The following is a 10,713-nucleotide window of genomic DNA, read 5'->3' as shown; positions in this document are numbered from 1 at the left end:
GTGTTGACTCCGTTTTCGTGTCCGGGAGACGCGCCAACGTCTGGACACGAGTAGAATCAATGCCCTGCGCCTCGTCCACAAAACTTAACCGGACAGCCGTGGGTCAAGCCCGGCCATGACGGTAGAAGGCGATGGAAAGAGTGATGCGTCACGGACACGGGTCCGGCAGCCTCGCGTGCACCGCCTCGATCTCCTGCATCACCTCATCGCTCAGCGTCACGTCCAGCGCCCCGATGTTGGACTTCAAGTCCTCCATGTTCGTCGCCCCGATCAGCGCCGACGCCACGAAGTCCTGCCGCAGAACGAAGGCGATCGCCATCTGCGTCGGCGACAGGCCATGCCGGCGCGCCACGTCCAGATACGCCTGCGTCGCCGCATCGGCGTTGGGCGTCGCGTAGCGCGACTTGCGGTGGTCGATGGCGCGCCGCGTCCCCGGCGGCACGACCCCGCCCAGGTACTTGCCGCTCAGCGTCCCCGCCCCCAGCGGCGAGTAGGCCAGCAGCCCGACATCCTCGCGCAGCCCGATCTCCGACAGCCCGTCCTCGTAGGTGCGGTTCAGCAGGTTGTAGGCGTTCTGCACGCTGGCGATCCGCGGCAGCCCCTGAGTCTCGGCCAGCTTCAGGCAGGTCATCACCCCCCAGGGCGACTCGTTGGACAGCCCGATGTGACGGATCTTGCCGGCCTGGATCAGGTCGCCCAGCACCGCCAGCGTCTCGGCCAGCGGCGTGCCGTCCTGCTGCGGCTTGTGGGCGTAGCTGCGCTGGCCGAAGCGGTTGGTGACGCGGTCGGGCCAGTGCAGCTGGTAGAGGTCGATCACGTCGGTCTGCAAGCGCTTCAGGCTGGCGTCCACCGCCGCCGTCACATTGGCGCGATCCAGCTTCGCGTTGCCGCCGCGGACCCACGGAAAGCCGCCGTGGGCAGCGCCGATGGCCTTGGTGGCGAGGATGATCCGGTCACGCCCGGCGTGCCTCTTGAACCACGTGCCGATGATCTCCTCGGTGCGGCCGTAGGATTCGGCGATGGGCGGGATCGCGTACATCTCGGCGGTGTCCCAGAAATTCACGCCGTGGTCGAACGCCAGATCCATCTGGGCGTGCCCCTCGGCTTCGGTGTTCTGGCGGCCCCAGGTCATGGTGCCGAGGCCGATGGCGCTCACCTCGAGGCCGGTGCGGCCCAGCGGGCGGTATTGCATGTGGAAATTCCTTAAAGAAACAGGGTGAGCACGCCCGTATAGCCGTACAGCCGGGCGTTGGAGATTTCGCCGTTGGCGAAGAAGCCGACCAGCGGCACGTCGCCCAGCGCCTTGCGGATCATGGCGACTTCCTGGCTGCCGTCGCCGAACAGGCTGGGGCCGCGCGCCACGCAGCTGACGTACACGCCACCCTTGGGCGGCCCGGACAGGCGCCGCTTCAGCTTGGTCAGCATGCGCGTCATGTCCGCTTCGGCCGCCTGCCGGTCGCGGCGGGTGAACAGGATGCGCCGGCCGGGCTCGACCCGCTCGGCCACCGCAAGCCAGCCCATGCGCGGGTCGATGGCGATGATGTCGCGCACCAGATAATCCGCCGTGTCCGACCCGGCGATGGGCAACCCGGCGAAGATGTACCCCGCCACGCGGTTGAGGTCGCGCGCCAGCAGCTCGCCGATGTCCTCCTTGAACACCTCCAGCGCCGAGCGGCCGTCGATCTCGATGATCAGGTTCTCCTCGGCGGCGGTGATGGTGCGCATCGGACCGATGGGCGAGCAACCCTGCGTCAGCCCGGTCGCCACTTCCAGCCCATTGCCGAACAGCACCCCCGACACGCCCCCATCGGCCACCGGCCCGTCGAGCATGGTGGCGCTGGAGGCCGGCACGCTGAACTGCGGGTATTCGCTGCGCGACGACGCCAGCCCGCCCACCAGAAAAGCGCCCGTCGCCTCGCCCAGCCGCGTCACCAGATCGGCCAGTTCGGCGTTGCGCGGGTCGCCGTGCACCAGCCCCAGCAGCGCCCCGTGCCGATCCAGCCAGCCGCCGGCCGCGCGGCGCATCGGCTCCAGATCGCCGCTCACCACCGGGAAGACGCGGAACGACTCGGGCGGCAGGCGCGCGGTCATCACGGCGATGGCCGGCTGGTCGAACAGCTCCTCACCGCCACCCAGCACGCCCAGGCCCACGGTGCCGACCCAGTCGCGAATCCCCGTCACCCCGCGCAGCAGATTGAGGATGCTCGACGCCTGATCGGCCAACTGGTCGGAGACGTACAGGAAGCCCAGGTTGCAGCCGCGCACCTCGCCCAGCCGGTCCAGACAGGCCTTGACGGTCTGCCCCCAGTCCGGCCCGGCGGCGGACGCCGCGTGGAATTGCGTCGTCGTGGTGCTGTCCATGCCTCAGCCTCCCTGCGCCCGTTGATCGAGCAGGCGCGTCACGTGGGGCAGGATGCCCTCGACAATCTTCTGGACGCCGGCGGCGTTCGGGTGGATGCCGTCGCCCTGGTTCAGCTTGGCGTCGGTGGCCACCCCGTTCAGGAAGAACGGGTAGAGCGGCACCCCGTACGTCTTCGCCAGATCCGGGTAGATGGCGTTGAAACTCTCGACGTACGCCTTGCCGTACGTGCCCGACGCCATCATCCCGGCCAGGAGTACGGGGATCTTGCGCGCGGTGACCGCCTTCATGATGGCGTCCAGATTGGCGCGCGCCACCGCCGGATCGATGCCGCGCAGCATGTCGTTGGCGCCCAGCTCCACGATCATCGCGTCGGGCTTGTCGCCAAGCGTCCAGTCCAGGCGCGCCCGGCCGCCCGCCGTGGTGTCGCCCGACACGCCGGCGTTCACCACCTGCACGTCGTACCCCTTGGCCTTCAGCGCCTTTTCCAGTACGGCGGTGAAGCCCTGCTCCGGCGGCAGGCCGTAGCCGGCGGTCAGGCTGTCGCCCAGCGCCACGAGTCGCAGCGGTGCGGCGCTCGCCGCCGCGCTCATCGACCACACCCCGAGCGCGAGCAGCGCCGCCAGCGCGGCGTTGAAAAGGCGGTGTGCCACGCCATATGGCGGAAGTCCTGTGTGTCCATTGGCCCGTACGTTGAAGAGACCCATCGCAATGTCCCGACTCGATTCCGCGGCGTCTCCGATCGTCCAGCTCCAGGACGTCCACCTGAGATTGGACAGCGCCGCCGGACCCGTCAACATCCTGCGCGGGCTGGAACTCTCGGTCGGGTGCGGCGAAAGAGTCGGCGTGGTCGGTCCCTCGGGCTCCGGCAAGTCCACCATGATGATGGTGATGGCCGGTCTGGAGCGCCCCAGCTCAGGCCGAATCACCGTGGCCGGGCACGATCTGGGCGGCCTCGACGAGGACCGGCTGGCGCGTTTCCGCCGCGATCATGTGGGCATCGTGTTTCAGGCGTTCCACCTCATCCCCACCATGACGGCGCTGGAGAACGTGGCGATCCCGCTGGAGTTCGCCGGTGCGGCGGACGCCTTCGAGCGCGCCCGCGCCGGGCTGGAGGCGGTGGGCCTCGCCCACCGGCTGACGCATTACCCCGGCCAGCTGTCCGGCGGCGAGCAGCAGCGCGTCGCCATCGCCCGCGCCTTCGTCGCCGAGCCGTCGCTGCTCCTGGCCGACGAGCCCACCGGCAACCTGGATCTGGATACCGGCGCCACCATCGTCGAGCTGCTGTTCGGCTTGGCCGAGCGGCGCGGCACGACGCTGGTGCTGATCACCCACGACCCGGCGCTGGCCGCCCGTTGCGACCGCACGGTGACGCTGCGCGACGGGCGGATCGCCGAGGATCGGCGCACGGTGCGTGAAGAGCTGCGCGTGGCAGGAGAGTGAGATGCTCCCCATCCGCCTTGCGTTCCGCGAGCTGCGCAGCGGCTTGCAAGGGTTCCGCATCTTTCTGGCCTGCCTGACGCTGGGCGTTGCCGCCATCGCCGCCGTGCAGTCGGTGTCCAGCGGCGTCCTCGCCGGGCTGGAGTCGGACGGGCGCGCCATCCTCGGCGGCGACGTCAGCGTCCGGCAGATCTACACACCGCCCACCGGCGATCCCCTGGCCTTCCTCAAGGACTCCGGCCGAATCTCCGAGTCGGCGGAGATGCGCGGCATGGCGCGCTCCACCGACGACCAGCGCTCGACCCTGGTCGAGCTGAAGGCGGTGGACGGCGCCTACCCCCTGTACGGCGCGGTGGATCTGCGCGGCGCCGCCGACCTGCAATCAGCACTCGCCAAGCGCGACGGCGTGTGGGGCGCGGTGGCCGAGGACACCTTGCTCGACCGGCTGGAGTTGAAGCCCGGCGACCGCCTGCGCCTCGGCGAGGCGGAGCTGGAGGTGCGCGCCGTGCTGGCGCGCGAGCCGGACAAGGCCTCCTCCGGCGCCTTCGCGCTGGGGCCGCGCCTGATGGTGGCGACCGGCGCCCTGCCCGACACCGGCCTGCTGCAACCGGGCAGCATCGTCTACTGGACCGAGAAGATCGCCCTGCCGCCCGGCTCCGACGCCAAGGCGTGGAAGGACGAACTGGGCAAGCGCTTCCCCGACGCGTCCTGGCGGGTGCGCGACTACACCAGCGCCTCGCCGCAGATCGAGAACTTCATCGAGCGCATGACGCTGTTCCTGACGCTGGTCGGGCTGACGGCGCTGTTGGTCGGCGGCGTCGGCGTGAGCAACGCCGTGCATGCCCACCTCGACGCGCGCGCCGCGACCATCGCCACGCTGAAGTGCGTCGGCGCCCCCGGCGCGCTGGTGTTCCGCACCTACCTCGTGCAGGTCATGGTGCTGGCCGGTGTCGGCATCGCGCTCGGCCTCGTGCTCGGCGGCGTGGCGCCGCTGCTGCTCGGGCGGCTGCTGGAGGGCGTGCTGCCGGTCAGCGCGCATTTCGGCGTGTACCCCGGCGCGCTGGCGATCGCCGCTCTGTTCGGGCTGCTGACCGCGCTGACCTTCTCGCTGTGGCCGCTCGGCCGGGCGCGCGAGGTGCCAGCGGGGGCGCTGTTCCGCGACGTGGTGTCGCCGTCCGGCGGCCGGCCGCGGGCGGTCTATATCGCGGCGCTGGCGGCGTCGGCAACCGCGCTGGCGGCGCTGGCGATCCTCACGGCGGCCGACAAGCGCTTCGCCATCTGGTTCGTCGGCGGCGCCGTCGCGACGCTGCTGGCGTTCCGTGGGGCGGCGTGGCTGGTCACCCGCGGCGCGGCGCGCGCCGGGCGGCCGAAGCAACCGGGCCTGCGGCTGGCGCTCGCCAACCTGCACCGGCCCGGCAACCCGACGGCCAGCGTCGTGCTGTCGCTGGGGCTGGGGCTGACGGTGCTGGTCGCCATCGCGCTGATCGAGGGCAATTTCGCCCGCCGCATCAACGAGGTGCTGCCCAAGGACGCGCCGAGCTTCTTCTTCGTCGACGTGCAGCCCGACCAGTTCGACGCGTTCAAGCAGACCGTGCTGTCCACCCCCGGCGCCAGCGGGTTCGAGGCGGTGCCGAGCCTGCGCGGCCGGCTCGCCACGGTGAACGGCGTCGAGGCGGACAAGGCGCTGAAGGACCCGGAGAAGGCGTGGATCGTCCGCAACGAGCGCGGCATCACCTATTCCGCGGCGCCGCCGCGCAACGGCCAGATCGTCGCCGGCTCCTGGTGGGCGGAGGACTACCGCGGGCCGCCGCTGCTCTCCATCCACAAGGACGTGGCGGAGGCGTTCGGCATCGGCGTCGGCGACCGCATCGGCCTCGCCATTCTCGGCCGCGTCATCGAGGCGAAGGTGGCGAACGTGCGCGCCGCGGACTTCTCCACCATGGCCATCAACTTCACGCTGGTGCTGTCGCCGGGCGTGCTGGAGCAGGCGCCGCAGACCTGGATCGCCACGGTCCGCGCCCCGCCCGCGGCCGAGCCGGAGGTGCAGCGCGCGGTGCTCAAGCGTTTTCCCAACATCACCACGGTGCGCATCAAGGACGCGCTGGAGACGGTGTCCGGCATGCTGGGTCACATCGGCATGGCGGTGCGGCTGACCGCGGCGATCACGCTGGTGGCCGGCACGCTGGTGCTGGCGGGCGCGGTGGCGGCCGGACACCGGCGGCGGGTCTACGATTCGGTGGTGCTGAAGGTGCTGGGCGCCACCCGCCGGGACATCCTCGGGGCCTTCCTTATGGAATATGGCCTTCTGGGTCTGGTCACCGCGGTGATCTCAGGGGCCATCGGCACGGTCACCGCCTGGGCGATTTTGACGCGGCTGATGCATTGGGATTGGGCGTTCCTGCCGTCCGCCGTGCTGTGGACGGCGGCGCTGTGCACGGCGATTACGCTGGTGTTCGGCTTCCTGGGCACGTGGCGGGCGCTGGGACAGCCGGCCGCACCGCTGCTGCGGAACGAGTGAGCCGCGACGGTTTTCCTTTCGTGTGCGTGACGTGTGTTTCACAAAGCGCCGGCTACTCTCGATTCACCTTGAACGGCGCCACGGACTTCACAATATGGTACGGCGTTGAGACCAACCATCTCTCAGAGGAACGACAATGGCTGACCCGATTTTCCAGCGCTACGACACCGCGGGCCGGGCGTTCGATCGGGGCTACTTCGACGAAGGCCTGCGCCAGCACATGCTGCGCGTCTACAACTACATGGGTGCGGGCCTCGTCCTGACCGGACTGGTGGCAATGTTCGTGGCGTCCAGCCCGGCCATGCTCCAGGCGATCTTCATGACCCCGCTGAAGTGGGTGGTTATGCTGGCCCCGCTGGCCTTCGTGATGGTGCTGTCGTTCGGCATCAACCGGCTGTCCTACGCGGCCGCCCAGGGCGTCTTCTGGGGCTACTGCGCGGCCATGGGCCTGTCGATGGCGTCGATCTTCCTGGTGTTCACCGGCTCGTCGATCGCGCTGACCTTCTTCGTGACGGCGGCGACCTTCCTGTCGATGAGCCTGTGGGGCTACACCACGAAGCGTGACCTGACCAGCATGGGCCACTTCATGATCATGGGCCTGATCGGCATCCTGATCGCCGGTCTGGTCAACATCTTCCTGGCCTCCAGCGCCTTGCAGTTCGCCATCTCGGTGCTCGGCGTGCTGATCTTCACGGGCCTCACCGCCTACGACACGCAGCGCATCAAGGAAGAGTATGCGGAGGGCTACGACCGTGAGAGCAGCGGCAAGCTGGCGCTCATGGGCGCGCTGACGCTGTACCTCGACTTCATCAACCTGTTCCAGTTCATGCTTTCCTTCCTGGGCCAGCGGGACAACTAAAGGAAAAGGGGCGGCCTCAAGCCGCCCCCTTCCGATGCGATGAAAAGCCTGGAGCCGAACCCTCGGCTCCAGGCTTTTTCGTGCGCTTACTTCTTCACCAGCGGGCATTCCGACTCGGCGAGCGGGCGGTAGGCCTCTTCCGCCGGGATGACCGTCTTGATGGTGTAGTAGTCCCACGGCCCCTTGCTCTCGGCCGGCTTCTTCACCTGCACCAGATACATGTCGTGGACCATGCGGTTGTCCTCGCGCAGCCGGCCGTTGCGGGCGAAGAAGTCCTTGATGGGCAGTTCCCGCATCTTGGCGACCACGGTCTTGCCCTCATCCGTCGCCGCGGCCTGGACCGCCTTCAGATAGTGCAGCACGGCCGAGTAGGTGCCGGCCTGCACCATGGTCGGCTTGGCGCCGCCGTTGCGCTCGGCGAAGCGCTTGGCGAAGGCGCGGCTCTCGTCGTCCATGTCCCAGTAATAGCCGGTCGTCAGCGACAGGCCCTGCGCCGTCTCCAGGCCCAGCGCGTGCACGTCCGAAATGAAGATCAGCAGCCCCGCCAGCGATTGCCCGGCCTGGGTGATGCCGAATTCCTTGGCCTGCTTGATGGCGTTCGTGGTGTCGGCGCCGGCGTTCGCCAGCCCGATCACCTTGGCGCCCGAGCCCTGCGCCTGGAGCAGGAAGGACGAGAAGTCGCTGCTCGGGAACGGGTGGCGGACGCTGCCCAGCACCTTGCCGCCGCCGGCCTTGACAAACTGCGAGGTGGTGGCCTCCAGGTCACGGCCGAAGGCGTAGTCGGCGGTCAGGAAATACCACGTGTCACCGCCGTTCTTGACGGTGGCCGTCCCGGTGCCCTTGGCCAGCGCGTAATTGTCGTAGGCCCAGTGGATGCCGGTGGCGGTGCAGTTGGCGCCGGTCAGCGCCGTGGTGCCGGCGCCGGTGTTGATGGTGGGAACGCCGCGCTCGGCGGCGAGCTGCTGGACGGCCAGTCCCACGGACGACGTCACCAGATCGACGAGCACGTCGACGCCGTCGGTGTCGATCCACTTGCGGGCGACGGCCGAGGCGATGTCCGGCTTGTTCTGGTGGTCGGCGGAGAGCACCTCGATGGGCTTGCCGTCGATCTTGCCGCCGAAATCCTCGACGGCCATCTGCGCGGCGACGACCGAGCCCTGGCCGGCGATGGCGGAGTAGGTGCCGGAAAGATCGGTCAGCACGCCGATCTTCACGCCGTTGTTGCTCAGCGTCGCCGCGTGGGCGTGCGAGGCCAGGGCGACCGCGGAAAGACCGGCCATCAGCACGGCGGAAAGAACGCCCTTCTTCATGCATTTGCTCCCTGTTTTTGTATTGTACGAATCAAGACATTCAGCAACCAAAGCTAAGCCTAGGGAATTGCCGGACAGGGCGCAACACGCTTGTCTTCCGCGTGATGTCGGGGGTGCGGCCTTGTTCTTGATCCGTGTGTCCCACCATGGAGCAGAGCATGAACGGCCAACGCCAGGACGGCACCCGCAAGACCGAAGCCGGCAAAGATCAGGCTGCCGGCAAGAAGCCGGAGCAGGGCGGGGGGAAGAAACTCGACGACGAGACGTCCAAGGCGCAGGAGGACGCCGCCAGGGAGCGCGCGGAGAAGGGCGGGTATCAGTAGAGCGGAAGGGGGTGACGCGGCGCGCTACAGCGCCGCGTCGGCCATCTCGACGGCGACGATGCGGTCCTTGCCGGCCTGCTTGGCCATGTACATGCGGTGGTCGGCGAGATCCACCAGCCGCTCCCAGTCCTCGGGGCGGTCGGCCATGTACTCGGCGATGCCGATGCTGGCGGTCTGCGGGGTGCCGTCCGGCCGGGTGCCCAGGCCGATCTGGCGCAGCCGCTCGGCCGCGGCCCGCGCGCCCTCGCGCCCGGTGTTGGGCATCAGCAGCAGAAACTCCTCGCCGCCCCAGCGCACCAGAGCGTCGCTTTGCCGCAGCATGTCGCGGATGGCGCTGGCCGCGTTGCGCAGCACCCGGTCGCCTTCGTCGTGGCCGTAGCGGTCGTTGACCTTCTTGAAATCGTCCAGGTCGACGAAGACCAGCGCCAGCGGATGGTCGCTGCGCTGGGCGTGCGCGAACTGGAGGCGCAGCAGCTCCTCGCCGATGCGCCGGCCGAAGGCGCCGGTCATGCTGTCGTGCGAGGCCTGATCGACCAGCGCCATCATGAAGTGCAGCTGGCTCATGGCCGCCAGCGTCGCCACCACGGTGATCAGCACCAGCAGCCACAACGCGCCGACATAGCTGGGGAACGGGAAGACCAGCGACCCGTACACCCCCGCCGCCAGATGCGCCAGCAGCAGCGGCAGGGAAAACAGGACCCCCTCGGCGACGGTCAGCGGAAAGACGCTGAGCCCCGCGACCATGACGAAGGGCAGGAACGCGTACCCCGCCGCCACCGCCCCGGCGACGCCGACGATCTCGCGTTCGTTCAGCATGGGGTGCGACAGCAGGAAGAACACGGTGGGCACCGACAGCAGCAGCGCCAACCCGCGCCACGCCGAGCCCATGTCGTCGCTGACCCGGTAACCCAGCGCCAGCGCGCCGAAGGCCGAGCTGGCGACGATGCGCAGCAGGGCCAGCCAGCCGGACAGCGGCCATTCGAAGATGAAGACGTCGATGCCGATCCACAGCGGGGTCAACACGGCGAACGCCGCCGCCACCATCCGCACGCGCGAATGGATAAGGACAGCCCTGCGACGCTGAATGATCGGCGTGTGACCGCCGGGATGCGTCAGGTCGCGCAGCTGTTCGATGGACAGATCACCGCTCACGGCCTGGAACGCCCTCTCCGCGAATCGCCTGAGGAGATTCAAGGCCCCTGGATACACGCGATCCCTCCTTACGGCAACTTACTTCGCTGTGAAATCGTTGGCCGTCCGCGCACACGGACGTAAACCGCCCGGCCATCGGCAGAGCGTGCGGTTTGGTTAAAATTCGCGCCGGACTTGGCGCCCGTCAAGCCGCAAGTGGTAGGACCGCCTGCGACGCAATGCCACCGGCTGATTGGCCGACGCACGTTGCGCCTCTTGGACTACTCCGCCGATTCCGGCTTGCGGTAGGCGAGGGTGATCGCCGGTGGGGCGGAGGTCTTTTGCTTGCGCCGTTCCATGGTCTCGATGGCGCGCCGGCGCTCCTCGTCCTGCGCCAGCCGGTCGCTCCAGCGCTGCGCCTCGACGACGGCGGCCAGCGTCGCCAGACTGATGCCGTGCTTCGCGGCGACGGCGTCCGGCGCCATCCGCCCCGCGACGTCGCCGATGATGCCCGGCCATTGGAAGATCGGCGGCATCGGCGGGTGCATCTCGGACAGCAGGTGCGACAGATCCGGCAGCACGGGGCGCTCGCGCCGTCCGCTTTCGATGCTGACGATCTCCTGAATTTCGCGGACGGAGCAGCCGAACTTCCGCGCGAGGTCGGTCGCCAGCGCACCGTTCCGGTAGTCGCTGGCGATCTGCGTCCACATCCCGCTCGGCGGATAGGCCATCGTCCCAACTCCCGGAGGGTTGCTGCCCTTCAGCCCCTACGC

The 10,713-nt window shown here is 68.9% G+C and carries 10 protein-coding genes; 4 read left to right on the top strand and 6 right to left on the bottom strand.

Features of this window, described 5'->3' with window-relative positions; all coding sequences use genetic code 11:
* Positions 1-148: 148 nt before the first annotated feature.
* The 3 genes from ACSVDD_RS23360 to ACSVDD_RS23350 are packed head-to-tail and all read right to left on the bottom strand — an operon-like array spanning position 149 to position 3,012.
* Positions 149-1,192 carry an aldo/keto reductase gene (locus ACSVDD_RS23360; protein WP_448191804.1) on the bottom strand — a complete coding sequence of 348 codons (1,044 nt, stop codon included), beginning with the start codon at positions 1,190-1,192 and terminating at the stop codon, positions 149-151.
* A gap of 11 nt (positions 1,193-1,203) precedes the next feature.
* Entirely contained in the window at positions 1,204-2,361 is a 1,158-nt protein-coding gene (locus tag ACSVDD_RS23355) for an FIST signal transduction protein (RefSeq protein ID WP_448191803.1), read from the bottom strand.
* Positions 2,362-2,364: 3 nt separating this feature from the next.
* A complete protein-coding gene (locus ACSVDD_RS23350; RefSeq protein ID WP_448191802.1) occupies positions 2,365-3,012 on the bottom strand; it encodes an arylesterase in 648 nt (215 codons plus the stop codon).
* A gap of 58 nt (positions 3,013-3,070) precedes the next feature.
* Here ACSVDD_RS23350 and ACSVDD_RS23345 point away from each other — a divergent pair, with 58 nt between their 5' ends.
* The 3 genes from ACSVDD_RS23345 (at position 3,071) to ACSVDD_RS23335 (ending at position 7,176) form a co-directional block, all read left to right on the top strand.
* Positions 3,071-3,802 carry an ABC transporter ATP-binding protein gene (locus ACSVDD_RS23345; protein WP_448191801.1) on the top strand — a complete coding sequence of 244 codons (732 nt, stop codon included), beginning with the start codon at positions 3,071-3,073 and terminating at the stop codon, positions 3,800-3,802.
* 1 nt (position 3,803) lies between these two features.
* On the top strand, positions 3,804-6,317 hold the full coding sequence (locus ACSVDD_RS23340; RefSeq protein WP_448191800.1) for an ABC transporter permease: 2,514 nt from the start codon (positions 3,804-3,806) through the stop codon (positions 6,315-6,317).
* A gap of 136 nt (positions 6,318-6,453) precedes the next feature.
* Entirely contained in the window at positions 6,454-7,176 is a 723-nt protein-coding gene (locus ACSVDD_RS23335) for a Bax inhibitor-1/YccA family protein (protein ID WP_448191799.1), read from the top strand.
* A gap of 86 nt (positions 7,177-7,262) precedes the next feature.
* Here ACSVDD_RS23335 and ACSVDD_RS23330 read toward each other — a convergent pair whose 3' ends face one another.
* Positions 7,263-8,486 carry an ABC transporter substrate-binding protein gene (locus ACSVDD_RS23330; protein WP_448191798.1) on the bottom strand — a complete coding sequence of 408 codons (1,224 nt, stop codon included), beginning with the start codon at positions 8,484-8,486 and terminating at the stop codon, positions 7,263-7,265.
* Between the two features lie 158 nt (positions 8,487-8,644).
* On the opposite strand from ACSVDD_RS23330, the gene ACSVDD_RS23325 reads away from it, so the two are divergent.
* On the top strand, positions 8,645-8,809 hold the full coding sequence (locus ACSVDD_RS23325; RefSeq protein ID WP_448191797.1) for a hypothetical protein: 165 nt from the start codon (positions 8,645-8,647) through the stop codon (positions 8,807-8,809).
* A gap of 24 nt (positions 8,810-8,833) precedes the next feature.
* Here ACSVDD_RS23325 and ACSVDD_RS23320 read toward each other — a convergent pair whose 3' ends face one another.
* Together ACSVDD_RS23320 and ACSVDD_RS23315 are read right to left on the bottom strand one after the other, a co-directional pair.
* Entirely contained in the window at positions 8,834-9,961 is a 1,128-nt protein-coding gene (locus tag ACSVDD_RS23320; protein WP_448191796.1) for a GGDEF domain-containing protein, read from the bottom strand.
* 260 nt (positions 9,962-10,221) lie between these two features.
* Positions 10,222-10,671: a hypothetical protein gene (locus ACSVDD_RS23315; protein ID WP_448191795.1), complete on the bottom strand. Its 450-nt coding sequence runs from the start codon at positions 10,669-10,671 to the stop codon at positions 10,222-10,224.
* Positions 10,672-10,713 lie beyond the last annotated feature (42 nt).

Source organism: Azospirillum terrae (assembly GCF_053470425.1).
This window is presented reverse-complemented; position numbering and strand designations above follow the sequence as displayed.

What these genes read in the sequence shown, in the direction of transcription:
- ACSVDD_RS23360 (WP_448191804.1), bottom strand. Translation starts at nt 1,192, where the DNA reads ATGCAATACCGCCCGCTGGGCCGCACCGGCCTCGAGGTGAGCGCCATC.
- ACSVDD_RS23355 (WP_448191803.1), bottom strand. Translation starts at nt 2,361, where the DNA reads ATGGACAGCACCACGACGACGCAATTCCACGCGGCGTCCGCCGCCGGG.
- ACSVDD_RS23345 (WP_448191801.1), top strand. Translation starts at nt 3,071, where the DNA reads ATGTCCCGACTCGATTCCGCGGCGTCTCCGATCGTCCAGCTCCAGGAC.
- ACSVDD_RS23340 (WP_448191800.1), top strand. Translation starts at nt 3,804, where the DNA reads ATGCTCCCCATCCGCCTTGCGTTCCGCGAGCTGCGCAGCGGCTTGCAA.
- ACSVDD_RS23335 (WP_448191799.1), top strand. Translation starts at nt 6,454, where the DNA reads ATGGCTGACCCGATTTTCCAGCGCTACGACACCGCGGGCCGGGCGTTC.
- ACSVDD_RS23330 (WP_448191798.1), bottom strand. Translation starts at nt 8,486, where the DNA reads ATGAAGAAGGGCGTTCTTTCCGCCGTGCTGATGGCCGGTCTTTCCGCG.
- ACSVDD_RS23325 (WP_448191797.1), top strand. Translation starts at nt 8,645, where the DNA reads ATGAACGGCCAACGCCAGGACGGCACCCGCAAGACCGAAGCCGGCAAA.
- ACSVDD_RS23315 (WP_448191795.1), bottom strand. Translation starts at nt 10,671, where the DNA reads ATGGCCTATCCGCCGAGCGGGATGTGGACGCAGATCGCCAGCGACTAC.